Genomic DNA, 25,130 nt, shown 5'->3' with positions numbered 1-25,130 from the left:
CCTGACAACTCCTTATTTGTGAAGGGGTTAAAATAAAAAAGATGGTGAACACCTTCCGCACAATCCCATCTTCTCTGCGTCCACCATCTTACTTGTTTTAACACGAAGCGACGTGAATTGTTTAAAATATGTTTATCCGGCAATTGTTTTTTTTGACAGGCTAAAATCAACGGCTGCCAGGGCGTGGAGCGTGGTGGTATCGAACAAGGGCACGGCGGTATGTTGCGCCTGGACCAGCAACGGAATTTCGGTACAGCCCAGAATGACACCTTCTGCGCCGTTTTGAGCCAGTTTTTCAATGATGGAGACAAACCGCGTACGCGTACTCCCGCTGAAAATCCCCTGACTAAACTCGGTGTAAATTTTCTGGTGGATGTATCGCTGGTCTTCTTCGTCCGGTAGCATCACATCGATGCCAAAACGCTCTTTAAGCCGCCCGCGGATAAACTGACGCTCCATCGTGTAACGGGTTCCGAGCAAACCGACTTTCCGAAAACCCGCCCGTTGGATGGCTTCCGCCGTTACGTCGGCAATGTGGATCAGCGGAACCGGCAACCGTTCGGCAACGGTATCGGCCACCTCGTGCTGGGTGTTGCAGGCAATCACCACGCAGTCGGCTCCGGCGCGGACCAGGCTCTGAGCCATGTCATCAACGGCGGTTTCGATTGCCGGCCAGTCGCCAGCGCGTTGCCACTGATCGAATTCTTCAAAATTCGCGCTGACCAGAATGAGCTTCGCCGAGAAATTACCGCCGAGTTGTCTACCAACCTCCTGATTGATAAGCCGGTAATAAGCCGCCGAGCTTTCCCAGGTCATGCCGCCAATGATCCCAATTGTTTTCATGTTCCAGATAATTCGGTGGTTAACTAACCAGCGCTACGCCCCACAACACCACAAACAGCAGGGTCGACATAGCCAGTTGCCCCAGCCGCGGATTGAGTTCGCCCGGTTGCCGGTGATTGGCCACCGCCCGACCGTTCAGCACAAACAGCGGAAAAGCCAGCAGGTACAGCCAGTTCAACCAGTGGTAACCCGTTGAGAGCGTATACAAAACCGCGCAGAACATGCCGCCCAGCAGCAGCAGCCAGTGGTAGCGGATGGCCCGCTCCCGCCCTAACCGTACCGGAACGGAGTTTTTGCCGGTTTTGGCGTCGGTTTCAATGTCCCGGATGTTGTTGATGTTCAGCACCCCAGTTGCCAGCAGCCCCACACTCGTCGCCGGTAGCAGCAGGCTCATGTCGAACGATAAGGTGTGCAGAAAATAGGTACCCAGCACCCCGACCCACCCGAAGAACAGCAGGACGGCAATGTCGCCAAAACCGCTGTAACCGTAGGGCCGTTTGCCGTTCGTATAGGCAATAGCCGCCCCGATGCAGAGAAAGCCGAGTCCCAGGAAAATCCAGAACACCTGCGCCGACGCGTTCTTCAACGATTCGAACAGCAGCCAGATGCCCGAAACCAAGGACAAAATCGTTGTGATGATAATTCCGCGCAGCATGGCTTCTTTGGTAATCAGCCCCGTAGCCACAGCCCGGCGGGGACCAACGCGTTCGGCGGTATCCTTTCCCGAAACCGCATCACCGTAGTCATTGGCGAAGTTGGAAAGGATTTGCAGGAAAATGGTGGTGAGTGACGCCAGAATGAAGATCTTCCAGCTAAAATGGCCCGCCGAGGAAGCCAGAAAGCTCCCCAGAATGATGCTGGCCAACGACAAGGGTAACGTACGCGGCCGGGCGGCCGCAAGCCAACTTTTCATAGTGATGAGTTAAAAGTTAAGAGTTAAGAGTTTAGCGCGTTAGCCAACTCTTAACTCTTAACTCATACTTCTTAACCCTTAAATGCCGACGGCTTTCTTGAACTCTTCGTCGGTCGGTAATACTTTAGAAGCGAAGAAGTGCGTCAGTTCGCCTTTTTCGTTGATGACGTATTTGCAGAAGTTCCAGGTCGGAACCTTGTCATTCCAGCCGTTTGCCGACTTGTCGGACAGCCATTTGTACAGCGGAGCCTGGCCTTCGCCGATCACGTCCACTTTCTCAAACATCGGGAACGATACGCCGTAGTTCTTTTTGCAGAACTCCGCAATTTCGGCATTCGAGCCGGGGTCCTGGCTTTTGAAGTTGTTGGACGGGAAGCCCAGTACAACGACTTTGTCACCGTGTTCTTTGTAGAACGTTTCCCAATCGGCAAACTGCTTGGTAAAGCCGCATTTGGAAGCCGTGTTCAGAATGACCACTTTCTTACCCCGATACTGTTTGAGGGGTACGGTTTTGCCTTCGATGGAATTGACGGTAAAGTCATACAGCGACTTGGTCGGGGCAGCCGCCGACGCCGGGCGAACGGCCACTTCGCTTTTATCGCTCAGCAAAAAATTGATAACGGTTTTTACGGACATAAAGCTGGATAAGGTTACAGCTACAACACCAACGGTTACTACAAGCAGCAGCTTTTTCATATGAAACGGGACAAGGTTACATTTTGGTTGGCACTTCGATTCCTAATAACTCCATTGATTTCCGGATAGTTTCCGCCACGGCTTTCGACAGCGCCACCCGGAATTTCAGCTTATCGGCGTCCGGCTCCGACAGGATCGACAGCTCCCCGTAAAACTGATTATACGCCTTGGCTAACTCAAAGGCATACTGGCCCAGGTACGAGGGTGCATAATCGGTGCCCGCTTCCGTAATCCGCTGCACAAACTGCGTTAGTAAATATACAAGTTGTTGCTCACTATCAGCCAATTCGACCGTAACTAATTCCGCTGCGGGCTGAATCTCCATCTGGGCGGCCTTCCGCAATATGGAGCAGATTCGGGCGTGAGTGTACTGCACAAACGGGCCCGTATGCCCCTGAAAATCGATGGATTCCTCCGGATTGAACGTCATCCGTTTCTTCGGATCAACCTTCAGCAAATAATACTTGAGCGCGCCCATCGCCAGCATGTGGTACAGGCGTGCCGCTTCCTCACTCTCAAAATCGTCAATCTTGCCCAACTCCCGGGTCCGGTTGCGGGCGGTATCAACCATCTCCTCAATCAGGTCGTCGGCATCCACCACGGTTCCCTCCCGCGACTTCATCTTGCCCGTCGGCAAATCGACCATGCCGTATGACAGGTGAAACAGCCCGTCCGCGTACGGACGGCCCAACCGGCGCAGAATGGCAAACAAAACCGCAAAATGGTAGTCCTGCTCGTTGCCCACTACCCAGATGCCACGCCGAATCGGAAAGTCCTGAAACTTCAGATCGGTGGTGCCCAGATCCTGGGTGATATACACCGACGTTCCATCCGACCGCAGCACCAGCTTATGATCGAGTCCCTCGTCGGTCAGGTCAATCCAGACGGAGCCGTCGGCTTTGCGGTAGAAAACGTTCTGCTGCAAACCGTCTTCGATCACGTCTTTGCCCAATACATACGTTTCCGACTCGTAATACGTTTTGTCGAACCGGACGCCAATCTGAAAATACGTTTCGGCAAACCCTTCATAGACCCAGGCATTCATCTTTTTCCAGAGTTCGACGGTTTCGGGGTCGCCCTGCTCCCACTTCCGAAGCATTTCCTGCACTTTCAGCAGCAACGGCGCTTTTTTTTCAGCCTCTTCTTTGGGCAGCCCTTCCTCAATCAGCTCCTCGATTTGCTGCTTGTAGGCTTTATCAAACCAGACGTAATATTTTCCGATCAGGTGGTCGCCCTTCATGCCGGTCGACTCGGGCGTCTCGCCGTTGCCAAACTCCTGATAGGCCAGCATCGATTTACAGATGTGGATCCCGCGGTCGTTGACCAGGCAGGCTTTAACCACATCGTAGCCATTGGCCACCAGAATCCGGCTGACCGAATCGCCCAGGAAGTTGTTGCGCAGGTGGCCCAGGTGCAGCGGTTTGTTGGTATTCGGCGACGAAAACTCGACCATCACCGATTCATTTTTGGCCGGCAACTGCCCCAGGTTTGGATTGGCTAGCAGGGCGTTCAGTTCCTCCACCCAGACCGCATCGGCAATGCTCAGGTTCAGAAAGCCCTGAACTACGTTGAACTTGCTGATCAGCTTTGTATTTTCCTGTAAATAATTGCCAATGGCCTGTCCAATTTCGACCGGCGGTTTTCGGGTCGTTTTGGTGAGCGGGAAGGTCACGAAGGTATACAGTCCTTCAAATTCTTTCTTGGTCGGTTGTAGTAAAACGGTGTCAACGGGCGTCTCATACAACGATTGAATCGCTTCCGAAATAGCCTGTTTGAGTTGTGCCTGAATATCCATTCAATAAAAGCAAGTGGGTTGGTCGAATCAATCGTGAAAGATACGGCTGATTCGCGCACAAAGCTACGGCAAAAATTACTTTTCGAATCGTGTTTCGGGCCGGTTTTAGCGGCTTCTTTTCCGGGCGGCAAAAAAACTTCCGCCTTTCGCCAGCGTTTCTGTCCGGTTCTTCGTCTAGAGGGCATCGACCCTGTCTAGCAATCTCTACCAATCCTTACTACCTTATCCCATGAAAGCTACCAACCCCGTTCTGCTGCTTATTTTCAGCTCCGGACTCCTGGCCGGTTGCGACCCCGGCCGCACCGAAGAAACCGCCCGCCAGTCAGCCTGCCGCATCCAGAAAATTGTTGCAACCGCGCAATCGGATGTTTCCAGCCAGCAGGAGGAAACAAGTTTTACCTACAACGCCGACGGCAACCTGACCCAGAAAGCGTTCAAGCGCAACTTATCCTACCAGAACGGTATTGGCAACCAGCTCTACACCGTTACGGATACTTATACGTACGATGCCAACGGTTTTCTGACGGCTGCTGCCTCCCAAACCTCCGAACAAACGACCCGTCCCAACAACTCCGTCCTTTCGCAGCAACGCTCGTCAGCCACCACGTATTTGTACACGGATGGCCGGTTAACGGGATACGAAACCCGGGATCAGAACCCGTACGGAGTTGTAACCCGCTCCACGGTGGTGTTGAAGTACGACGAAAAAGGTGAATTAGTAACCAAAATCGACACCCGAACCCCCGAGATCGTTCCCGCTGACGCTCCCGAAAAGCCGTCTGGTCCGGTTCAAAGCACCTGGACTTACAAAAGCGGGCAGGTGATTGACTACTTCGAAAAAAACGGAACCACCGAAAGCCACCCCTGGACGTTGCAGGACGGCTTGGTGACGAAAATGGTACTGCCCGGTGGTTATACCCAGCAAAACACGTATGACAACCAGCAGCGGGTTACTAAAAACGAGGAATTTGTAAATAACCAGTTAACTGGTTATTATACACACGAATGGAGTAATGCCAAACCGGCCACAAGCACCCTCCCGGCTTTCAAGGGCCATCCGGTGGTGCGGCCGGAATTTGGGGTGGCCGGCGTCATGAACACGTACAACTCGTATGCCATCAATTCACAAACCAATGCCGCACAGCACGTTTCGGAAAAAACCGGTGCGCCGGTTGCCAATGCGCAGGGGTTGGTGGAAAGCACCACCGGCGAAATCCGGCTGCTGCCTACCGCTGCACGTCCGCAACGAACGGCTCTGACGGAAACATACACCTACTCAAACTGCCAGTAACCGCCTGACACCGCGCCCCTTACCAGAGCTGATTGAAGGCTGTCGACGGGAAAACGAGACGGCCATGAAAGCGTTCTACGAGCGGTTTTATGGCTATGCCTTGTCGGTATGCCTGGCTTACGCCGACAACCGCGAAGATGCCTGTGAAATGCTGAACGACGGTTTTCTGAAAGCCTTCCGCAGCCTGAAGGACCTGAAAAATCCGGAAGCCGTTCTGCCGTGGCTGCGCCGGATTCTGGTCAATACGGCCATTGATTATTACCGCAAACAACCGAAAAAAGCCGTGGAAATTCCGGCCGAAACCGTTGGTAACCAGTTGGCCGAACCGTATCTGAACGACGAAGCCATTCTGGCCCAGCTTTCGGCCGAGCACATCCTGACGGCTTTGCACCGGCTGCCGCTTCCTTACCGGCTTGTTTTCAGCCTGTACGTGCTGGAAGGCTACTCCCACCGCGAAATTGCCGAACGCCTGCACCTGGCCGAAAGCACGTCGCGGGCGCACCTGACCGAAGCCAACCGCCTGCTCCGGCTGGCGCTGAACGCTCAAACCACCGACCGCCATGCGCGAACCAAACGATAAATTGCTGCACGAGTGGGTCCGCCAGACGCTGGACGCTCACCAACCCAACTACGACCCGGCGGGTTGGGAACACCTGCGGCCCAGGCTACGCCGACGGCGGTTCCGGCCCTGGCTGCTGCTGGCGCTGCTCGTGTTGCTAATCGGCGGTTTGGGAATTTGGTTTGGGCAGGATGCCGCACCGAATCGCACCGCTATCACCGCTTCACCGCTTCGTGTACCAAAAAACGACGCTTCACCCACTGACAAGACGACGGATTTTCCCGAACCGGTTCGTCAAAAAGCGGTCAGTCCTTCGCGTGGTCCACAAACGGAAGCGTTGTCCCGAAACGCCGGGCCAGCCGCTGAGTTTGCGCCCTTTGTAGTGTTCGATGAAACGTACGTGGAAAGCCGGCCGATTTTGCCGCCGGCCGACTGGTGGCAGAAACCGGCGGTTTTGCCGATTCGGGTGGCTCCGGTGCCGGAAATACTGATTCAGGAGCAGATGTTGAAGAGTTTGGTTGGAACGGATTCGACCACGTACCGGGTGCTGACCCGCAACCGTCAGAAGTGGCCGAATGCCGTAGTGGTTTGCGATTTTACCACCAGCATGACCCCCTACAGCACGCAACTTTATGCCTGGTTGAAAAGAAACGCCCAACATTCGGCGATCAAAGGCACGGTTTTATTTACCGACTGCGACAGTCTGGGCCGGGAAACGCGGCCGGGCGGACCGGCCGGGCAGTTATTTGTTACTACCGAACCCGACCCGGCCCGGGCCCTGCCTACCTTTCTGGCAGCTTACCGCAATACGCTCCGCAACGCCAACGAGGCCGAAAACGACGTGGAAGCCTTACTTTTCGCCCAGAAGCGGTTCCCGAACGCGGACCATTTGATCCTGATTGCCGACATTGATAACCCCGTGAAAGATCTGGCGTTGCTCGACCAGGTGACCAAACCGGTGCACGTCATCCTCTGCGGTCGCGACTGGGATTCGACCCAGGCTTTTCATCCGGATTTTTACACCATTGCCCGCCGAACCAACGGCTCGCTGCACACCCTGGAAGACGATCTGGACCCGTCCCGGCTGCAGCCCGATACCTGGGTACGGATTGACAACCGCTACTACCGCTACCACCGTGGCAAAGACCAATTTGTGCTGACGCGCTTCCGCCACCGTCCCAAACGTCTGATGGGCTTTTTTTGGCGGTAAGTTAATGCGTTTCGTTTTGCAGAAACTGAGTGGATTGCGTAACTTTAATCAGTATTTAATTACAATGCTGATGATCAGACGTCTCGCGATCGGATTTTGGTGCTGGATGGTAGTGGCAACGGTTCCCGCGCTGGCCCAGTTTGAACCTTCCGTCCGACTGGAATTGCCCATTAACCAGAGTTCGGAAGATGTGTTCGACGTAACGCCCCTCGGCGAACGGGGTGTCCTGGTCAACGTTCGGCAGGGTGATTATTACTCGTCGGCACCCACCAAATTTGTGTTCAAACGCTACGACACAAACCTCAAGGAACTCTGGACAGCCGAATACAAAATTGAGTCCTACTACGAACCCGTCCGCTCCTGCCGCACCGAACATTACCTGTACTGGCTGATGAGGGAAGACGAGAACGAAAAAGTAGCGGTCCTGCGCCTTAACCTGGAAGACGGTTCGATGGAATCGTTCAAGGGGGATCTGGTCACGCCGATGGAGGTTTTCCACTTTAAGGTGCTGGACAACATTGCTTATCTCGGCGGTTCGTACCGCTCGCGTCCGGTCGTGGTGTCGTTTTCCTTTTTCGATCTGACTTCCAAAGTATTACCGGGCCTTTACACCAACCACGTTCAGCTCAACAACATTGAAGTAGACGAACAACGGCGGCTGGTGCACGTCATGACCGACGCTACTCACCAGCGCAATTGCGAGTTTACGGTCCGCACCTACTCCTACGAGGGCAAACTGCTCCGCACGGTTAACCTCGACGGCAACGAACACAGCCTGATTTCGGGTAAACTGTTGCCCCTCAACGACGAAGAGTCGCTGCTCGTCGGGAATTACTCGAACGACTGCACGCCTTACTCCCAGGGCGTTTACATTTCACGGATTCGCAACGCCGTAGCTCCGCTGGATGTGGACAAGGAAGGAAACAACATGGTGGTAACCAACACGGAAGAAACCCGTTATATTGACTTCTCGGAGCTTCAGAATTTTTTCAATTACATGAAGCCGAAACGGCAACAGAAAATGCTGGAACGGCTGGCCCGGCGGAAAGACCAGGGCAAAGACACCAAGTTTCGTTACCGCCTGCTGGTGCACGACCTGATTCCGACCGAAGAGGGCCTGATGCTGGTGGCGGAAGTCTATTACCCGCAATACCGGGGCACTACCTATCCGTTCATGGGCAGTGCCCGATCGTTCGACCGGTACCAGGAGGGATACCGGTATACCCACGCTTTTTTGTGCGGTTTCGACAAAAAAGGTCGGCTGTTGTGGGATAACTCACTGCCCATCCCCGATCTGAGCAGCTACGACCTGCATCAGATGGTGCAGGTTCTGCGCACCGGCAACGCCACTGTGCTGGCTTATCCGCACGATGGCGAACTCCATTCGGAAGTGGTTGAAGACGGAAAAGTGGTGCGCGAGCGCGAAAAGTACTCCCTGAAAAAACTGGCGGAAAACGAAAAGGTCGTCTACTCCGAAAACGATCAGCTGGAAGCCTGGTACGACGGCCATTTCCTGGCCTGCGGTTTTCAGAAAATTTCAACCGATCGTTCGCTGGCTCCCCCGCGCGAAGTGTTTTACATCAATAAAGTTACCTGCAATCTTTCGACCCCGACCGATGACCCGTCGAGCCGTTCCGAAGCCGTGGACAAGGCTAGCCGAAAAACTTCCGGATCAAAACAACGATAAGGTTCAGCAGGATGCTGACGACAATGCACGTGACAATCGGGAAGTAAAACCCGCCGTTTTTTCCTTCGATGCGAATGTCGCCCGGCAACCGGCCCAGCCAGTTCAGCTTGTCACCAAAAAAGTAGATGACAAGACCAGCCAGGAAAACCAGTATCCCAATACCGATCAGATATTTTCCAACGCCCGGATTCATAGCAAAAATCCCTGTTTTTTGTAACGCCTGTATAACGCAGCGACGGGGTAAACCGTGCGGCAATGGGGCTTATTTCTTCAGTCCAAAACCGGCAAACGGCGCTTTGGCATCGTCCAGCACCAGTACCCAGTCCGTGGTGGGGCCAGCAAAGGGTGGTTTGAATTCCTGCGGGGCGGTATTCGGAAACTCGCCAATTTTCTGGCTTTTACCATCGCGCGGGTTGTACCAATAGGCCAGGATTTTGGGCGCGGCCCCCAGCCGGAGCAGGTCAATCTTGAGCGGGCTGCCGTTGGGCGTATAGGCAATCAGAAAATTATCATCTTCCGAGATGGCCGCCACCTGATGATTGCCGTCGTCGGGATTGGTGTTTTGAATCAGCCGGTCGTCGGGCATCAGGCGGTTCCACGGGTGCGACTCGAACAACCGGCGCATAATGCCCATCTGAAACGCCCCGGCGTGGTCGAGCGCCCGCTTCCAGTGCGTGCGGGCCGACGAAACCGGGGAGTTGCGGTCGAGATCGAAAAACTGCCAGATGTTGTGATTCCCGTACGTATGCCCGCATCCGCCCGACAGCATAGCCCACCAGGCCGCCTGCCGTACGTCGAAATCATCGAAATAACCCTGCTCGGGTTTATGCGCCACCGGATGGTCTTCGTAACGCGGTTCGCCGTCCAGCGTCGGCTTGGGCGGAAACATGGCGTAGTTTTGCCGTTGCAGCACGTAATTCTTTTTGTTCTTCGCGCTATGGCCCGACTGAAACATGTTGATGTTGAGCCATTTGTCGCTGTGAAAAAATCCCGCCGAATTGCTGTCTCCCTGCGGGTGATAAGTCATGAGCTTCGTGCCGCCGTCTCCTTTTTTAATTCCTTCGGCCATTGCCCGGATGACGGCCAGCCGCTGCTCGCCCTCCGGATTTCGGTCACCGCCCAGAATCCAGATGACCGGTTTACCGCGGTACCGTTTGCCCATGAATTCGCCGTACGCGCGGGCGTTGGCCGTATTGAAAATCTCGGGGCCTTTCCCCCATTTTTTGTTGAATTTATCCCCCCAGGTCGGCAGCATACCGATCACCAGACCCAGTTCAGCCGCCCGGTTAACCACCCAGTCGACGTGTTGAAAATACGCTTCGTTCGGTTTGGTCGGATCGTTGTTGACCAGCGGTAGTTGCCCGTACTGATTAGGCTGCGTCAACCCGTCCAGTTCGGCCAGCGCCACGGCCTGAATAACGGTAAAGCCCTTGGCCGCCCGGTTTTTCAGGTACAGATCCGCTTCTTCCTTCGTCAGCCGGTGAAACAGTTCCCAGGCCGTATCGCCCAGCCAGAAAAACGGTTTGCCGTCGCCCCGCATGATGTAGCGTTTGTCAGGTATGATGTACAATTTCGAAAGCGCAACGGATTCTTTGGAGGCCGGGGCGGTTTTCTGAGCCCGTAGGCCCGTAAGCACTACAAACGAGACAAGGGTTAAGGTAAACGCACGTTTCGGCCAGTTTCGGTAAAAGGACATAAGCAGGTTTCTAACTAAATTCACGGGTAAGAGCGGAACACCGCAAAAACAAACATTTGAATGAAATCTAAGACGGTTTGCTTATAATTCAAACAGCTTTCCAAAAACTTGCCGTACTTTTGCGGCTTGTTACAACTATGACACCAACACCACGCGATATCGTTGCCGAACTCCGGCAGGGCCGACTCATCCAGCTAAACGATGAAACCGGGGTTTCGCTGGCCTGCGATCCCGGCCACGCGGAGGCCGTTCAGCACCTGCTGGATGTCCGGAAAGACCTGGTTCCGGCTCCGCTGCCCACCATCCTGATTACCGACAGCGGCCAGTTGAATCTTTATGTCCGACCCGTGCCGGATGTAGCCTGGGATTTGATTGATTTTGCCGAAAAGCCGCTAACGGTTTTATTATCTAACGGTGTTAACTTGCCTGAAGCCTTCCGGGCGCAGGTGCCGGTGCGGAAAACGCTGAGCGAACCGGTGCGAAAACTCATCGGTGCGTTTGGGCGCGGGCTGCTTGCCCTGCCGTTTGAAGGAACGGAGTGGCCGGTCGGCCTGGCGCAACCAACCGTTTCGTGGGGCGACTTGCCCGCCAAAGCTCAGTTGCCACGAATTATGGAGCTGGGCCCGAAGGGAGAAGTAGCCTTTTTAAGAAAATAATGAACCGCATCGCAACCGCCGACGTCTGGCAGCACGATTCATTATTCGTTTGTTCTATGAACTTTGCTGAGACCTTACATACCAATCCCATTTTTGAAATCATCGCCCGGCAGGCGGCTGCGCTCAATGTTCGCGCCTACGTTATTGGCGGATTTGTTCGGGATCTGATTTTGAAGCGTCCGTCGAAAGACATTGACATTGTTTGCATCGGCAGCGGCATCGAACTGGCCGAAGCCGTGGGCCGTGAGTTGAGGGTACCGGTAACGGTTTTTAAAAATTTCGGTACGGCCATGCTGCGCTCGAGCCTATCGGGGCCCGGTGAGGAAGAAGACGCTGCGGATTCGCCCGACAGTTGGGAAGTGGAATTTGTGGGGGCCCGGAAAGAATCCTACCGCTCCGAATCCCGGAAACCGATTGTGGAAGACGGCACGCTGGAGGACGATCAGAACCGCCGGGACTTCACGATTAACGCGATGGGAATCAGCCTGAACGAAGCCGACTTCGGCCAGATTCTGGACCCGTTTGGCGGACTGGACGATTTGCGCCGGAAAGTGATCCGGACCCCGCTCGACCCGACCGTTACCTTCTCCGACGATCCGCTGCGTATGATGCGCGCCATCCGGTTTGCCTCGCAGCTCGGCTTTGATATCGAACCCGATACGTTCGATGCCATCGGCGGCATGAAAGACCGGATTGCCATTGTTTCGCGCGAACGGATTACCGACGAGCTTAACAAAATCATTCTGTCGACCAAACCGTCGTACGGTTTTAAATTATTATTCCACGCCGGTTTGCTGGATCTGATTTTTCCGGAGTTGGTGGCGCTGAAAGGCGTTGAGACAATCGAGGGCAAAGGCCACAAAGACAATTTTTACCATACGCTGCAAGTACTCGACAACGTGGCCGACCGCTCCGACGACCTCTGGCTGCGGTGGGCGGCTTTGCTCCACGACATTGCCAAACCCGCCACCAAACGGTTTGACCCGAAAGTAGGCTGGACGTTTCACGGCCACGAAGATCTGGGGGCCAAGCAGGTTCCCGGTATTTTCCGGCAAATGAAGCTGCCGCTGAACGAGAAAATGCGGTTTGTTAAAAAACTCGTCCGGCTGCACCTCCGCCCCATTGCGCTCGTTAAGGAACAAATTACGGATTCGGCCCTCCGGCGGCTGCTGATCGAAGCCGGCGACGATTTGGAAGCCCTGATGAATTTGTGCCGGGCCGACATTACTTCGAAAAATTACGATCGTGTCCGAAAACACATCGCCAATTTTGACAAGGTTGAACGTAAACTGCGCGAACTGGACGAACGGGACAAACTCCGCAACTTTCAGCCGGTCATTACGGGCGAGCTGATCATGGAAACCTTCGGGCTGAAACCGTCCAAAGAAGTCGGGCAGATCAAAACTGCCGTACGCGAGGCTATTCTGGAGGGGACCGTCAGCAACACGCTCGAAACAGCGCTTCCGTTTATGATCGAAGAAGGCCGTAAAATTGGACTGGAGCCGGTAAAGATGCCCGACATTTCTAACGACGCTTCCTTACCCAGCGAACAACCGTCACCGAAAACTAACTAGTTGACCGCCATACAATCCTTAATTCTACCTGTGAAGTCCAATGGATAAGAACAATTTCCGACGCTTTTTCGGCGCAACGCTGACTATTCTCGGCATCATTGTCATTTTGTTTGCCTGTATTGCCTTTCTATCCGATGCCAAACCGCTGTTAGGTATGAGCATTACGAAATGGGAATCACTGGCTCCATTTATTGTCGGTCTGGTCTTTTTAGGCTCGGGAGTAAGTCTGATTAATAATTCATAGCGGCCTGCTGAAGCCGTGAATTGGTTCCACGAGGAGGGCAATCCCCGAATCGAGGCAATTTATCTACAGGTATCATTATTTAAAGGTCTAATAGTCAATAATTTGTAAACTGGTACAGCATTTGGACAAAGGGGATTGCGAACAAACTCAATGTTTAACCCTTTAAATCATATCTGTATGGCTTCGTTCACGGATCAGTTAGCGAATTTTTTTGGCATGAAGGACACGGACACCTCACTGCGTGAATTATTCATCAGCGAATTAAAAGGTATTTATTACGCCGAAAAGCAGATTGCCGATGCACTGCCAACAATGGCGGAGGCTGCTACTACCGATGTAGTACGGGACGCTTTTCATCAGCACTTGTCTGAGACTAGGAATCAGATCCAGCGACTGGAACAAATCTTCCAACACATAGGCGTTGAAGCCGACGAAAAAACCTGCAACGCAGTTGATGGTCTGGTTGATGACGGCGATGTAGTCATTGCAGCTACCGACTCAGGTTCACTTACCCGCGACGCTGGTTTGATCATTGCCGGTCAGAAAGTAGAACACCACGAAATTGCCGCTTACGGCTCGCTCCATTCACTAGCGCGTCTGCTCGGTTACCACGAGGCTGCTCAACTGATTGAGCAAAGTCTGGACGAGGAAAAAACAACGGATAAGAAGCTGACCGAAATTGCCGAATCGTTCATTAACGAACGGGCAAAAATGGAATCAGACAGCGACGACGATACCGATCGCACAGGCCTCCGTTCGCAAGTACGGGACACGGTTCGTGAGGGAGATTACGGCCAGACAACCGGACCGTTTGAAACGGGCAGCAGCCGCTCCGGCGTAGTCGGCAGCGGTACAGAAGAAACGGCTGATAACACGAACCGGAACTGGAACTCAGGCAACGATGTCTGGACCAGCCCGGGAAGCGGCAGCGGCAACCCGTATCGCGGCACCAGCGACCCAACGGCCGGCGGTCCCAGCGGAATCTAAACTACGGGCAAGTATAATATAACAACGAGGCAGTTCGGACATTCCGGGCTGCCTCGTTCTGTTTCAGATTCCTATTGTTTTGGAAAAGCCCTTTAGCAAATTAACCCCAATCTGGCACGACAGACAGCTTTTCGCTTGGCAGTAGTTTTTATAGAGTTCAATGGATGCCTGCGAGTCAAAGGCGGTTTGAATGGGAACCCGCAAGTCTTGCCAGATGCGGGTGATTCGGTTGTTTTCGGCGGGCAGTTGCTCCAGCAGGGCCACGGCCCGTTCGCGGTATTCGGGCTGGTCTTTGTGCTGCGAATAAGCAACCAGCAGTGGTAGTACTGCGTTGATCAGCAAGTTTTCGGCGGAGGTTTGCCCCAGCGTTGCCAAAACCGTATCCGACGGTTTGCCAAAGCGGTAATGCGTTTGCCAGTATGCGGACGGATTCACCTGCAAATGCCGGAGCAGGGCCGCACTCTCGTCCGTTTCGATCAGCAATGAAAATAAACTGTTTTTGTAAGTCAGCAGCTTGGCGAACTGCGCTAGCCGAAGCGTCGGAAAATTGGCCGGACGCAGCCGGGCCCACTTCCACGAATGAGCCGGTAATTGCCGGGCCGCCAACTGATATTTCACCGACAGGAAGTTATATTCCCGCTGCAAAGCCGCCTGATAGTCGTCCGGTTGGGTGCCGGGCAGCAGTCCGGCGGTCCCGAACAGCAGGGCTTCCAACTGAAGCAGGTTATCGCGGTGCTTGTGCAGTATTTTCAGCGGAACCTGCCGACTCAACTGTTCAAATGGCTCCGCATTGACCTGAAAACCAAAAGCCGACGCCATCAGTTGGTAAGTCGTTTCCTCCCAGTCCTGGCCCGCGTTTCGAAATAAACTCGTAACTCCGGCCGCTTTCCGTTCCAGCCGCTGCAGCAGTACTTTATCGAACATCGCCGTCCGGCGCAGAGGCTCCACTTCGGCAATCCGGCCCGCACACGGTATCGTTCCGGACTCCGCCAGCAGAATCTGGTAACGGTATAACAGGCTGCGGTCTACGCGCTGGCTCAGGCATAAAGTCGGTATAGTTGACCCGTCCGAGCGTTTTAGAACAACCGCTTCCTGCTCCCATACGATGTGCAGAATGACATTATCGTACGCCCGGTCCTGGTGGTGCCGGTGCAACAGCCAGTCACCCGCCCGGATGTGCGCTTCCACCGTTCCGACCCATTCCACATTGCCAACCAGCAGCCGGGCCTGCGTAAAATCCGGCCCGGAATCCGGATTTCGGTATCCCGGATGAATCACCCGGAGCGTTTCGCCTTCCTCCGTCCGCAGATCGGTATTCCGGAAATACTGAAACTGCCAGATAAAATATAGAAAATCTTCAGCCACGTAGGAGTTACGACGGGGTCGCCCGCGCGATTAAGAGTGATGAGTTGACAGGGCAACTGTTTCGTACTATTTGAAGCCAAAACATCCCAAAAGTCACACTCCCCAGAACTCTCAACTTTTACTTCTCACCTCTTAACTCCAACTGCGTTTTCATCTCCTGCTGTAACGCCCGCGCTTCGTCGGCAGCTTTCTGGGCAAAATCGGTGCCGCTGGAAGCGTAAAGAATGCTACGCGATGCGTTGACTAATAAACCACACTGGCTGTTCATGCCGTAACGCGATACGTCAGCCAGGCTTCCGCCCTGCGCCCCAACGCCCGGTACCAGCAAGAAATGATCAGGAATAAGCGTCCGGATGTGCGCCAGCTCATCAGCCCGGGTTGCTCCTACCACGTACATCATCCGATCGGCTCCCGCCCAGGTCTGCGACCTTTTAATCACTTTTTCGTATAACTTCTCCCCTTCAACGGGTAACTGCTGGAAATCGGCACTGCCCGCATTGGACGTGAGTGCCAGCAGAATGACCCACTTATTCTCAAATTCCAGAAAAGGTTCCACCGAATCCCGGCCCATGTAGGGCGCCACCGTAACGGCATCGAAATCGAGCCCCGACGAAGCCGGGTCAAAAAACGTGCGGGCGTATAAACCTGACGTGTTGCCAATGTCACCCCGCTTGGCATCGGCAATCGTAAAGCAGTCTTTCGGAATGTATTCCAGCGTTCGCTGCAGGCTCTCCCAACCGCGCGGCCCCTGCGCTTCGTAGAACGCAATGTTGGGTTTGTAGGCGACGGCATACTCCGCCGTGGCTTCAATGATCTGTCGGTTAAAGGCGGCAACCGGGTCGGGCTCATGCTGAAGATGGGCCGGAATGCGACGGATGTCGGTGTCCAGACCGACACACAAATAGGATTTTTTAGTTACAATAGCCTGATACAACTCCTGAGCCGTCATAGGTCGATCGGATGCGAAAAATAGTGGGTTTCTTCAAAAAGGTGAGGCCCAAAATTACTGGAAGTAGATAGAGTTTCCTAAATTTGTCGACTGATACCGGACAAACCGGTAATTCAGGCTCAACTGGTATTTCATGCAGGTCATCAAAACATCAATCGAAGGGTTGATTGAACTACGCCCTCAGTCATTCAAAGATTCCCGCGGTAGCTTTCTGGAAACGTACAACCAACCCGTTTATACTGCCCTGGGATTACCGGACCGTTTCGTGCAGGACAATCAGTCGTTTTCCGTTAAAGGTGTCCTGCGGGGCCTGCATTTCCAGAAAGAACCGTTCGCTCAGGGCAAACTAGTGCGGGTAATTGTCGGAAAAGTGATGGACATTGCCGTTGACCTGCGCGAAGGGTCGCCCACGTTCGGCAAGTACGAAGCCTTTATCCTGGATGGCGAAACCAGCAACATGGCCTACATTCCAGAAGGGTTTGCCCACGGTTTTGTAGCGCTGGAAGACAGTATCTTCAGCTATAAATGCACCAACGTTTACAACAAGGCGGCAGAGTCGGGCATTATCTGGAACGATCCGGATCTGAATATTGACTGGGGAATTGAAAATCCGATCGTGTCTGACAAAGATCAGGAACTTACTACTTTTCGCGCGTTGTACCCGCAATTCGTGTCCTGATCGTTCCTCAAAGGCTTTTTTTAGTATACGGGAGTCTTCGGTAATTGGAGATTCCCAATAATCACATTCAGAACGCTCTCGACCGCTCTGGCATGATTCATGTCATTCACTCCCCGACGGTCGGGGTCGTTGTGCTAACCAATAAGGGTACTTCCTCGGCTTTCTGAACTTGTTAGTTACTCAGAAAATGCCTTTTAATTTTTTTATCCGCGCCTTTGCCAAACCTACCAAGCCTGCTCCTCCAAGTACGGTTTCCGGCCTCTATGTTGACGTTCATGCCCAGTTGCTGCCCGGCAGGCAGGACGGGACGGATTCGGTCGAACACAGCCTCAGCCTTCTTCGCGAATTGTCGGATTTAGGTTATCGGAAAATAGTGGCCACGCTTCACATCATGAACGGCTACTACCAGAACACCATCGACAGCATCTCGGCTTCGTCGGCTTTGCTCAAACACGAATTGCAGAAATCAAAGATTGACATCGAGGTGGAAGTAGCGGCCGAATATTTCGTGGAAATTAACCTGCTGAAAATTCTCTATTCCAATGCCGACTTGCTAACGTTTGGTAACAGGAACGAACGTTACCTGCTGCTTGATACCAGTCTGGTCAAGCGTCCTTACGAGCTGGACAAGGTGATTTCGGCGCTTCAGCAGCGAAATATCGTTCCGGTTATGGCGCATCCTGAGCAGTACATTTATCTGCAAAAGGACCCCGAAGCGGTTCGTGTCCTGCACGGCCAGGGCGTGAAATTTCAGGTGAATCTTCTTTCCCTGACGGGCCTGCCTTCCCGCGAATCCCGTCATCTGGCGGAGTGGATGATCGACCAGCAACTGATTTCTTTCGTTGGAACGGATATTTACCACGAAGCGCAATTACCGACCATCAAGGAGGCCCGAAAATTACCCTACTTCCGTAAGCTCATGGAGAGTGGCCTGTTGGTAAACAACTCTTTGCTTCACTGAATAGCTGGCGCTTTTCCGGCTGCTATTCATTCCATTTCCCCAATTTTCTCCTCCGTCCTCCTGGTAGATTTTACAGACCAATTTCGTCTTTTGGCCGCTGACTAGCCGTTTGGCTACTTTCGTCAACGAAAGAAAAGGAAACTATTACCAGTAGTAAAATATCCAACTAAAATTTTATACTTTACAACAAACACTGGCATATTATTTGGATTATTTACTATTTTAGGATAGCCGTACTTAAACTTGTAAATAACCTACTATCATGAGAAAGGTCTCGTATGACTCGATCAAAGCGGATCAAGCCTGGCTTACCGTAACCCAGCATTTGCAACGCCGGAATCAACTGATTGCCGAAGGCATTTTCTTTCTGGAGAAACACCCCGTCGACCAATCTATGGCGGGCCGGCTGGTGGTTATTCAATACCACTTGCGGAGTACCGTTCGGCAATTGGTAAACGAAACATCGGAAACGGGGCCGACCACGCAACCCAAGCAGCAGGTGAAACAACAATGGATGCTAATTCATCAACTGAGTTTTCTGCTTCGTCAGATCGACGAGGAATTATCTACTATGGGCGGTAAAAGCCCGGCTTTCCGTTCGTGGATAATCAACAAACAAACGCAATTTTCGTACAAAACCCCGGTTAGTGCCCAATTAAACTGACCTCAGAACGCCAACGGATCAGAATAAAAAAGCCATCTGATGCATCAGATGGCTTTAAATCTTTCAAAAGGCCAACCTATCCCATTGCTGGCCGGGCGAACCGTTTAGTTAATTTTCTGGCTCAGTGACTCATCCGAAACCGCGCCCGAGGTGATCAGGACTCTATACCGGAATGTTACCGACTTGCCGGCGGGTAGCGTGTAGTTCATCGGCTTGTCCTTACCTTCACTCATGATGCTGGGAGCCAACGGGTTGGCGGCATACAAACCGTACCCCCGGGAGTGCCAGTAGGTTGGATAGCCCACATTTTTGGGATTATCAAGAATAGCTACCGAGACGTTCTCGCCGTTAATAACCCCCGTCAGGTTCATCCATTTGGCGCGGGTTCCCCATACTTTTTCTCCCTCAACGCCTTCGCTGCTTTTGTATTTCCCGGTAACGCCGGAGTTATCCATCTGCGCAACTTTGGTTGCCACTCCGCTGGCGTCCGTAAAGACTTCCGGCTTGTTGGAGGGGTGTTCCAGCTGGCGCGCCAGCCGGATTGCCACCATTCCTTCCTTGTTGTCTTTGAACGTCACATCCTTGTTCAGCGCTTTCAAGGTCGTTATGCGTTCAATGCTGCGTTCCTTCGGTGTTCCGCTGAATATAAACGTGGTGGTTTCCTGCAGCATCGGTTTGCCGTCTTTATCGAGCCAGTCGGCCATTATTGCCAATTCGCCCTGATCTCCCCCGCTCTTCAGGGATTTGATACCCGTGTGCACAATCGTTCCGAACGGTCCGCCGTGGCCTTTAACGTCGTTGGAGTTGTTCCAGAAGTCATGGCCGTTGACGTCGCCGTAGTTGAGCCACATTCCCACGTGGTGCGGGTGATCGACGCGTTCACCCGGCCGCGGGTCCATTGGCCAGCCGCGCGTGATGAAGTTACCGCCCGCCGTCCGGATCGGATACAAGACCGGTTTTTTCAGCACGTCCGGCCCGGGGTAGATGTACGCCGTAAACGGTTTGCCATCGACGGTCACCTCCACTCGTTTCTGCGCTTCGTTGTTTACCAGTTGAACGCGTTGCTTCTGGGCCATCACGCCGGTGGTCATCAGGAGAAAGTACAGCGTCAGTTTTTTCATTTTCAGAATGGGTAGTTATGGAAACGCGGATTGAACGAATCGCCCCGATCAAAAACGATACCCCGTTTCAATCTGCTAAATCCGTTTAATCCGCGTTCCGGTCAGTTTCTCTTTACGTTAAACTTTTACGGTTTTTCCACTCGCCAGGATCTCCTGCTTGGCGCTGTCGTAGGTCACGCGCTCGCCGGTTTGGTAGGCAATGGTCGACATAATGCTGGCCACCGAGTGGTTGTATCCGGCTTTCGCGGGCGCATTGGGTTCTTTCCGGCTGCGAACGCACTCCATCCAGTTGCGCATGTGCCGCGACGTCATCGGATCGGCACCGGTGTTGGCCGATGTTACCTGCTTCTCGCCGGTGGTCGCCAGTGTCTGATCCGCCAGCAGATTCGGTTTCATGCCCATTTCCTGCGCTGCCCGGGCTTCCAGACCGCCTTCGGAGCTGATTTTGTTGGTGTCCAGGTTAATCATACCCCCGTTTGAGTAGTACAATTCCTTGGTCCCGCCCGCTTCGTTGGTCATCCGGGAGCTGTACAGCACCTGGAACCCTTTTGACTTGTCGTCATCTGGACCATAATCGAACACGGCCGTGAACGTATCGGGGTTTACCCGACCGTCTTTCCAGACGTAAATACCGCCGTTAGCCACCACACTGCGCGGGTGCTCCAGGCCACTGAACCAGTGTACCGTATCGATCTGGTGCGACATCCACTGCCCCGGAATACCGGACGAGTAAGGATAGAACAAGCGGAATTCCAGATACTTGCGCGGATCCCACTCCACCATCGGGCGGTTCATCAGATACCGTTTCCAGTCCGTATCTTCTTTTTTGATTTCGGAGACCAGCTTGGCCCGGCGCCACCGACCCGGCTGGTTGACGTTCCAGGTCATTTCCACCATGGCGATGTCGCCAAACTTACCGGATTTGATGAATTCATTGGCGGCCCAGTAGTTCGGTGTACTCCGGCGCTGCGAGCCAACCTGCACGATCTTCTTGCTTTTCTCAACGGCTTTCAGCGCTTTGCGGGCATCTTCCAGCGACTCCGCAAACGGTTTTTCCACGTACACATCACGTCCGGCGTCCACGGCTTCCGCGCAGTGCAGCGCATGCTGGAAATCGGCGGTACTGATGATTACCGCGTCCACGTCCTTCCGGTCGTAGAGCTCTTCGTTGTTGCGGCATTTTACGAAGTTATCGCTGATCCAGCCGTTCTTTTTCAGGTGGGCTTCGGCTTCCTCGCGCCGACGGCTCCAAATGTCGGATACCGCCACAAACTCGAAGTTAAGTTCTTTGGCGTGTGCGGCAAAACTCGGTGCCAGCGCTCCCCGGAAGCGATCCGAGAAGCCAACAATCCCAACCCGTACGCGGTCGGCAGAGCCCAGAATACGGGCGTAACTGGCGGCTGAAAAGCTCATGCCCAGCCCGGCCAGTGCAGATTTCTTTATAAAGTCGCGACGATTTTCCATACGGTATGTCGTTTAGTTGTTTGTAAGTTGTATACGTCTGAAGGTTGCCAAGAGACCATTAATGGAAAGACTTATTCGGTGAAAGTCTACTATAATCCGCTGATCGTTTTTGGCTTACGACTTTTTATAACGCTTTAATTTTCATATTCCGGAACGACACCCGATCGCCGTGGTCCTGAAGCAGAATGTGCCCTTTGGGGGCTTCTCCGAACCGACCGTGTGCGTTATACGAAGGAGCGCTGTATTTGCTCTGCGCCACCAGCGCCCGGAACGCTTCGCTGCCCCGTTCGTAGTCCACCACCTTTTTGCCATTCAGCCAGTGCTCAACGTGCTTGCCTTTCGACACAACGCGGGCCTGGTTCCATTCGCCAATCGGGTTGGCTGTTTTGTCTTTGGCCGCAATCAGGTCGTAGAGTGATCCAACGGTACGGTTTCCGTTATTCCCTTTTTTGGCATCCGGGTGTTTGTCGTCATCCAGCACCTGGTACTCCAGTCCGTAGGCCGACCCCGCCGGTTTGGGCGTTTCTTCCACCACAAAATACTTCAATCCGCTGTTGGCCCCTTCGGTCAGTTTAAACTCAAACGTCAGATCGAAATCGCTGTGTTCGCCGTCGGTCACAATGTCCCCAAAGTTGGTCGACTCCGACCCGTCGGATTTGCTGATGGTTAGCGTACCATCCTGAACAAGCCAGCCTTTCTCGGGGAATTTGTCCTTGTAAGCGCCCCGCCAGCCCTTGGTGGTTTTTCCATCGAACAGGAGCTTCCACCCCTCCTTTTTCTCTTTCTCGGTCAGGGTGTTGGGGGCCTGCGGTTTTTCGGCGGCCATTAGCCCAACCAGCAAAGCTGCCGTCATCAAGAATGTTTTCATAATCTGTTCTCCGCCGAACGTCGCTATTCTCCGCTCAACTCTGCGAAAGGACTTTTTAAACTTATTTCGCGGAGGTAAGCGGAGTTATCTGCGTTAAGCAGGGTTTTAAAGTGGGAAGTTTAGCGTTTTAGTAATGTAGTCTTTGTTGATCTGCGCGCATTGCAGGGGTGTTTTATTTGGATCGGGCACGCCATCCAATTCCACAACGCCCCACCCTTTGAACTTGATTTTATCCAGGGCCGCAAACACCGCCGGAACATCCACGTTACCCTGTCCCAGCTCCACAAACTTGTAGGCTTTCGGATCGTCGGGCTTTTCGGGTAGCGGGCTTTTGGTGTCTTTCAGGTGCAGCGCGTGCAGCACGTCCTTGTATTGCAGCACGGCTTTGGCCGGATCGCCCCCGCCCTGTTTGTAGTGGGCAATGTCCAGCAGCAGCTTAACGTATTTTGGATTCATTTCCTGCACCAGCACGTCCACCTCTTCCGGTGTTTCCCCCCACTGTTTCATGTGGTTGTGGTAGGTTGCCTGAACACCCAGATCGGCGGTTTGCTTGCCGATTTCGTTCATTATCTGCGCCAGCTTCTTGAGTTCGTCGGTCGTTGGTGCCTGCCCGTTTTTCCGCAGGCTATTGGTCATCTGGAACGCCGAACCGCCCAGCGCTTTTACGAAACTGGCGTGGGCCACGTGCATATCCACCGTGCTCTGAAACTTCGCCGGATCAACTTCTACGTTACCGCTCGAAAACATGGCCAGTTGCAGGCGGTGTTGGTCCAGCAGTGCTTTCAGTTCAGACGGCTTGGTTTTATAAGGCGCAAACGTATTGGCCCGCAGTTGAATTCCTTTGTACCCTAGCGAAGCAAGCTCCCTGATGGCCTGCTCATCTTTGCCGCCCCAGGTAATGCCGGAGTAGCCAATTTTCAAGCCGGACTTCTTAGCGGTTTCGGCCAGTAGATTCGTTTTCGTGCCCAGAACAAGCGCCGATAAACCGGCGGTGGCAAGAAATTGACGTCTGTTAACGGTATTCTGCATAATCGATCTGATTCAGTTAACCGAATAAGGTTGGAGTGTAGTGGTCGTTAACCGAACCCGGTTAAGGAAGGAAAGCCGGGGGTGAATCTACTCACATCGCTTAGCAAACGGCCCCTGAACACACTTGTCGGTTCAGGGGCCGTTGCAGCGGATAACGTTCGGGCTTAATACCCCGGATTCTGCGGATAGCTGGCCGATCCGCCCGCCGTCCGGTCAATCTGATCCTGCGGAATCGGGCGCAGAACGTGGAAATCCTTAACATTGGGTGCTCCGTCGGGGTTGTAGGCTTTCACGCGTTCTACCAGTACACCCCAGCGTTTGAGATCGAACCAGCGGTGCATTTCGCCCGCCAACTCCCGTTCGCGCTCCTCCATAATAAAATCCATCGTTGCCTGGGCGGTCGTGATTTCCATTTCGGCCTGTTTGCCCGGCCAGGCGGCCCGACGACGAACGGCATTGATGAACGGCACAGCCTCGGCCGGTTTGCCTTGCTTAATCAGCGCTTCGGCCGCAATCAGGTACGTTTCGGCCAAGCGGAACATGATAAAGTCGCGGCTACCCGGTTCGTAGGTCCGGTCTGGACGCAACGGGTCCATAAACTTCACCAGGGCCGGGAACAGGTTTGGTCGGTACAGACTAGGCACCAGTACCTGATAGCGTCGTTTGGCCCGCTCCTCCAGCGGCATTTCGTAACCGGGAAGAAAAATAGCCGTATCGCCCGCCACAAACTTCAACGAGGTTTTCGAATTGTCGAAAATCGGCGTCGTTTTGGTGGGGTTGTTCACGTAGTACGTGTCTTTGAACGACTTTTTATACCGGGAATCAATCGTACGGTTTTTTTCGGCAAACACAACATTCAGCATGTAGTTAGTCGGCATAAACCGTCTGAACGGGCGTCCGTTCAACACATCGCGCTGCATCCCCGCCTGATTGTCGTACTCCATTACGAAGTACAGGTGCGTCTGGTTGCCATTGATGGTAACCGTGTTGGTAGTCGTCGAATTGTAACCCGTTCCAATATTGGTAATGGGCTCGGAAGTATACTGGGTAGCAAAAATAACCTCACTGTTTACCTCACCTCCACCTTGCGCGAAAACGCTCGAGAAATCCGGCAACAGGTTATACGTGTAGTTTTTAATGACATTCTGCGCGTACGTCGCTGCTTTGGCAAAATCATCGGCCGCAGCGGCATCCTTATCCGTCGCTTTGGTCAGGTACACTTTCGCAAGCAGGTGTTCGGCCGCTCCTTTGGTAACCCGGCCGTATTCGGACGTTGGCGTAGCCAGATCAGTCAGGGAGCTTTCCAGGTCGGAAACGATCTGTGCGTACACATCTTTCACCGGAGCACGGCTAAACTCCTTAGTGGGCGTCAGGTTCCCTTTGGTCAGCAACGAGACGGGTCCAAACATCTGCACCAGGATAAAGTAATGATGTCCCCGCAAAAACTTCAGCTCGGCTACCCGACGCTTTTTGATGGTTTCATCCAGACCGGCAATCCCGTCAGCCGCATCCAGCGCCACATTGATGGTGTTGATCGCACCGTAGAACGCATTCCAGATGTTGTTCGTCGGCCCCAGCCGGCCATCAATCTGCGAAGTATACTGATTCACAAATTTAAAACTACCATCGGCCCCCATCGTGTACGTATCCGTTCCAAAAACGGTCAGCGTCATGGCATCTTCCCGGCCATAGTACTCCCGCAGGGAAGCATAAGCCGCTTTGACAACCGCTTCAAATCCGTTGGGCGAATTGGCATACTGGCTACCCACCTGCGAAACCGGCACTTCGTTTAGTAAGTCGTTGCAACCCGTAGCGCTGAACAGCAGCGCGCCCGCAACTAATAATGATTTATAGGTTTTCATCGTGTTCGTTAATGGGA

24 protein-coding genes are annotated in these 25,130 nt (G+C 53.5%); 11 read left to right on the top strand and 13 right to left on the bottom strand.

The window, feature by feature from the left end; genetic code table 11:
• Positions 1–132 precede the first annotated feature (132 nt).
• The 4 genes from OQ371_RS15015 to argS all read right to left on the bottom strand — a co-directional run bounded on the left by OQ371_RS15015 (position 133) and on the right by argS (position 4,247).
• Positions 133–843, bottom strand: coding sequence for an aspartate/glutamate racemase family protein (locus OQ371_RS15015; RefSeq protein ID WP_265988886.1), 711 nt, complete (start codon positions 841–843; stop codon positions 133–135).
• Positions 844–862: 19 nt separating this feature from the next.
• Positions 863–1,756: a 1,4-dihydroxy-2-naphthoate polyprenyltransferase gene (locus tag OQ371_RS15010; RefSeq protein WP_265988885.1), complete on the bottom strand. Its 894-nt coding sequence runs from the start codon at positions 1,754–1,756 to the stop codon at positions 863–865.
• A gap of 78 nt (positions 1,757–1,834) precedes the next feature.
• Positions 1,835–2,452: a glutathione peroxidase gene (locus tag OQ371_RS15005; protein ID WP_265988884.1), complete on the bottom strand. Its 618-nt coding sequence runs from the start codon at positions 2,450–2,452 to the stop codon at positions 1,835–1,837.
• Positions 2,453–2,468: 16 nt separating this feature from the next.
• Complete coding sequence (argS, locus tag OQ371_RS15000) at positions 2,469–4,247, bottom strand: arginine--tRNA ligase (protein WP_265988882.1); 1,779 nt, start codon at positions 4,245–4,247, stop codon at positions 2,469–2,471.
• A gap of 229 nt (positions 4,248–4,476) precedes the next feature.
• Between argS and OQ371_RS14995 the strand changes: the two genes are divergently transcribed.
• The 4 genes from OQ371_RS14995 (at position 4,477) to OQ371_RS14980 (ending at position 8,994) form a co-directional block, all read left to right on the top strand.
• Positions 4,477–5,538 carry a hypothetical protein gene (locus OQ371_RS14995; RefSeq protein WP_265988880.1) on the top strand — a complete coding sequence of 354 codons (1,062 nt, stop codon included), beginning with the start codon at positions 4,477–4,479 and terminating at the stop codon, positions 5,536–5,538.
• A 64-nt stretch (positions 5,539–5,602) separates the two neighbouring features.
• Positions 5,603–6,118, top strand: a complete 516-nt coding sequence (locus OQ371_RS14990) for an RNA polymerase sigma factor (protein ID WP_265988878.1) — start codon at positions 5,603–5,605, stop codon at positions 6,116–6,118.
• The gene (locus OQ371_RS14985) at positions 6,099–7,307 is read left to right on the top strand and encodes a hypothetical protein (protein ID WP_265988876.1); all 1,209 of its coding nucleotides are present in this window, start codon (positions 6,099–6,101) and stop codon (positions 7,305–7,307) included. The genes OQ371_RS14990 and OQ371_RS14985 overlap by 20 nt, the downstream gene beginning before the upstream one ends.
• 70 nt (positions 7,308–7,377) lie before the next feature.
• Entirely contained in the window at positions 7,378–8,994 is a 1,617-nt protein-coding gene (locus OQ371_RS14980) for a hypothetical protein (protein WP_265988874.1), read from the top strand.
• Here the strand turns inward: OQ371_RS14980 and OQ371_RS14975 are convergent.
• Both OQ371_RS14975 and OQ371_RS14970 read right to left on the bottom strand, forming a co-directional pair.
• A complete protein-coding gene (locus tag OQ371_RS14975; protein WP_265988872.1) occupies positions 8,960–9,187 on the bottom strand; it encodes a DUF2905 domain-containing protein in 228 nt (75 codons plus the stop codon). The genes OQ371_RS14980 and OQ371_RS14975 overlap by 35 nt on opposite strands.
• A 69-nt stretch (positions 9,188–9,256) precedes the next feature.
• A complete protein-coding gene (locus OQ371_RS14970) occupies positions 9,257–10,690 on the bottom strand; it encodes a glycoside hydrolase family 140 protein (RefSeq protein ID WP_265988870.1) in 1,434 nt (477 codons plus the stop codon).
• A 137-nt stretch (positions 10,691–10,827) separates the two neighbouring features.
• Here OQ371_RS14970 and OQ371_RS14965 point away from each other — a divergent pair, with 137 nt between their 5' ends.
• The 4 genes from OQ371_RS14965 (at position 10,828) to OQ371_RS14950 (ending at position 14,151) form a co-directional block, all read left to right on the top strand.
• Positions 10,828–11,346 (top strand): L-threonylcarbamoyladenylate synthase, encoded by a 519-nt coding sequence (locus OQ371_RS14965; protein ID WP_265988869.1) that lies wholly within the window; start codon positions 10,828–10,830, stop codon positions 11,344–11,346.
• A 56-nt stretch (positions 11,347–11,402) separates the two neighbouring features.
• Complete coding sequence (locus tag OQ371_RS14960; protein ID WP_265988867.1) at positions 11,403–12,920, top strand: CCA tRNA nucleotidyltransferase; 1,518 nt, start codon at positions 11,403–11,405, stop codon at positions 12,918–12,920.
• Positions 12,921–12,960: 40 nt separating this feature from the next.
• Positions 12,961–13,164, top strand: coding sequence for a hypothetical protein (locus OQ371_RS14955; protein WP_111627273.1), 204 nt, complete (start codon positions 12,961–12,963; stop codon positions 13,162–13,164).
• 177 nt (positions 13,165–13,341) lie between these two features.
• Positions 13,342–14,151: a YciE/YciF ferroxidase family protein gene (locus tag OQ371_RS14950; RefSeq protein ID WP_265988865.1), complete on the top strand. Its 810-nt coding sequence runs from the start codon at positions 13,342–13,344 to the stop codon at positions 14,149–14,151.
• Between the two features lie 63 nt (positions 14,152–14,214).
• On the opposite strand, the gene OQ371_RS14945 is transcribed toward OQ371_RS14950, so the two are convergent.
• On the bottom strand, positions 14,215–15,516 hold the full coding sequence (locus tag OQ371_RS14945) for a DUF2851 family protein (protein WP_265988864.1): 1,302 nt from the start codon (positions 15,514–15,516) through the stop codon (positions 14,215–14,217).
• A 118-nt stretch (positions 15,517–15,634) separates the two neighbouring features.
• Positions 15,635–16,465 (bottom strand): orotidine-5'-phosphate decarboxylase, encoded by an 831-nt coding sequence (gene pyrF / locus OQ371_RS14940; protein ID WP_265988862.1) that lies wholly within the window; start codon positions 16,463–16,465, stop codon positions 15,635–15,637.
• Between the two features lie 133 nt (positions 16,466–16,598).
• Between pyrF and rfbC the strand changes: the two genes are divergently transcribed.
• From rfbC to OQ371_RS14925, 3 genes are all read left to right on the top strand, one after another.
• Positions 16,599–17,144 carry a dTDP-4-dehydrorhamnose 3,5-epimerase gene (gene rfbC / locus OQ371_RS14935; RefSeq protein ID WP_265988860.1) on the top strand — a complete coding sequence of 182 codons (546 nt, stop codon included), beginning with the start codon at positions 16,599–16,601 and terminating at the stop codon, positions 17,142–17,144.
• 187 nt (positions 17,145–17,331) lie between these two features.
• Complete coding sequence (locus OQ371_RS14930; protein ID WP_265988858.1) at positions 17,332–18,105, top strand: tyrosine-protein phosphatase; 774 nt, start codon at positions 17,332–17,334, stop codon at positions 18,103–18,105.
• 262 nt (positions 18,106–18,367) lie between these two features.
• The gene (locus OQ371_RS14925) at positions 18,368–18,769 is read left to right on the top strand and encodes a hypothetical protein (protein WP_265988856.1); all 402 of its coding nucleotides are present in this window, start codon (positions 18,368–18,370) and stop codon (positions 18,767–18,769) included.
• A gap of 104 nt (positions 18,770–18,873) precedes the next feature.
• Here OQ371_RS14925 and OQ371_RS14920 read toward each other — a convergent pair whose 3' ends face one another.
• From OQ371_RS14920 to OQ371_RS14900, 5 genes are all read right to left on the bottom strand, one after another.
• Positions 18,874–19,890 (bottom strand): DUF6807 domain-containing protein, encoded by a 1,017-nt coding sequence (locus OQ371_RS14920; protein WP_265988855.1) that lies wholly within the window; start codon positions 19,888–19,890, stop codon positions 18,874–18,876.
• 117 nt (positions 19,891–20,007) lie between these two features.
• On the bottom strand, positions 20,008–21,354 hold the full coding sequence (locus tag OQ371_RS14915; RefSeq protein ID WP_265988853.1) for a Gfo/Idh/MocA family protein: 1,347 nt from the start codon (positions 21,352–21,354) through the stop codon (positions 20,008–20,010).
• 124 nt (positions 21,355–21,478) lie between these two features.
• The gene (locus OQ371_RS14910; protein WP_265988851.1) at positions 21,479–22,222 is read right to left on the bottom strand and encodes a 3-keto-disaccharide hydrolase; all 744 of its coding nucleotides are present in this window, start codon (positions 22,220–22,222) and stop codon (positions 21,479–21,481) included.
• Between the two features lie 105 nt (positions 22,223–22,327).
• Complete coding sequence (locus OQ371_RS14905) at positions 22,328–23,251, bottom strand: sugar phosphate isomerase/epimerase family protein (protein ID WP_265988850.1); 924 nt, start codon at positions 23,249–23,251, stop codon at positions 22,328–22,330.
• A 164-nt stretch (positions 23,252–23,415) separates the two neighbouring features.
• Entirely contained in the window at positions 23,416–25,113 is a 1,698-nt protein-coding gene (locus tag OQ371_RS14900) for a RagB/SusD family nutrient uptake outer membrane protein (protein ID WP_265988849.1), read from the bottom strand.
• Positions 25,114–25,130 lie beyond the last annotated feature (17 nt).

The sequence above is a fragment of the Larkinella insperata genome, assembly GCF_026248825.1.
In the GTDB taxonomy this organism is placed as follows: Bacteria; Bacteroidota; Bacteroidia; order Cytophagales; family Spirosomataceae; genus Larkinella; species Larkinella insperata.
This window is presented reverse-complemented; position numbering and strand designations above follow the sequence as displayed.

Coding starts and splice junctions, on each gene's coding strand:
- OQ371_RS15015 (WP_265988886.1), bottom strand. CDS start 843: ATGAAAACAATTGGGATCATTGGCGGCATGACCTGGGAAAGCTCGGCG.
- OQ371_RS15010 (WP_265988885.1), bottom strand. CDS start 1,756: ATGAAAAGTTGGCTTGCGGCCGCCCGGCCGCGTACGTTACCCTTGTCG.
- OQ371_RS15005 (WP_265988884.1), bottom strand. CDS start 2,452: ATGAAAAAGCTGCTGCTTGTAGTAACCGTTGGTGTTGTAGCTGTAACC.
- argS (WP_265988882.1), bottom strand. CDS start 4,247: ATGGATATTCAGGCACAACTCAAACAGGCTATTTCGGAAGCGATTCAA.
- OQ371_RS14995 (WP_265988880.1), top strand. CDS start 4,477: ATGAAAGCTACCAACCCCGTTCTGCTGCTTATTTTCAGCTCCGGACTC.
- OQ371_RS14990 (WP_265988878.1), top strand. CDS start 5,603: ATGAAAGCGTTCTACGAGCGGTTTTATGGCTATGCCTTGTCGGTATGC.
- OQ371_RS14985 (WP_265988876.1), top strand. CDS start 6,099: ATGCGCGAACCAAACGATAAATTGCTGCACGAGTGGGTCCGCCAGACG.
- OQ371_RS14980 (WP_265988874.1), top strand. CDS start 7,378: ATGATCAGACGTCTCGCGATCGGATTTTGGTGCTGGATGGTAGTGGCA.
- OQ371_RS14975 (WP_265988872.1), bottom strand. CDS start 9,187: ATGAATCCGGGCGTTGGAAAATATCTGATCGGTATTGGGATACTGGTT.
- OQ371_RS14970 (WP_265988870.1), bottom strand. CDS start 10,690: ATGTCCTTTTACCGAAACTGGCCGAAACGTGCGTTTACCTTAACCCTT.
- OQ371_RS14965 (WP_265988869.1), top strand. CDS start 10,828: ATGACACCAACACCACGCGATATCGTTGCCGAACTCCGGCAGGGCCGA.
- OQ371_RS14960 (WP_265988867.1), top strand. CDS start 11,403: ATGAACTTTGCTGAGACCTTACATACCAATCCCATTTTTGAAATCATC.
- OQ371_RS14955 (WP_111627273.1), top strand. CDS start 12,961: ATGGATAAGAACAATTTCCGACGCTTTTTCGGCGCAACGCTGACTATT.
- OQ371_RS14950 (WP_265988865.1), top strand. CDS start 13,342: ATGGCTTCGTTCACGGATCAGTTAGCGAATTTTTTTGGCATGAAGGAC.
- pyrF (WP_265988862.1), bottom strand. CDS start 16,465: ATGACGGCTCAGGAGTTGTATCAGGCTATTGTAACTAAAAAATCCTAT.
- rfbC (WP_265988860.1), top strand. CDS start 16,599: ATGCAGGTCATCAAAACATCAATCGAAGGGTTGATTGAACTACGCCCT.
- OQ371_RS14930 (WP_265988858.1), top strand. CDS start 17,332: ATGCCTTTTAATTTTTTTATCCGCGCCTTTGCCAAACCTACCAAGCCT.
- OQ371_RS14925 (WP_265988856.1), top strand. CDS start 18,368: ATGAGAAAGGTCTCGTATGACTCGATCAAAGCGGATCAAGCCTGGCTT.
- OQ371_RS14920 (WP_265988855.1), bottom strand. CDS start 19,890: ATGAAAAAACTGACGCTGTACTTTCTCCTGATGACCACCGGCGTGATG.
- OQ371_RS14915 (WP_265988853.1), bottom strand. CDS start 21,354: ATGGAAAATCGTCGCGACTTTATAAAGAAATCTGCACTGGCCGGGCTG.
- OQ371_RS14910 (WP_265988851.1), bottom strand. CDS start 22,222: ATGAAAACATTCTTGATGACGGCAGCTTTGCTGGTTGGGCTAATGGCC.
- OQ371_RS14905 (WP_265988850.1), bottom strand. CDS start 23,251: ATGCAGAATACCGTTAACAGACGTCAATTTCTTGCCACCGCCGGTTTA.
- OQ371_RS14900 (WP_265988849.1), bottom strand. CDS start 25,113: ATGAAAACCTATAAATCATTATTAGTTGCGGGCGCGCTGCTGTTCAGC.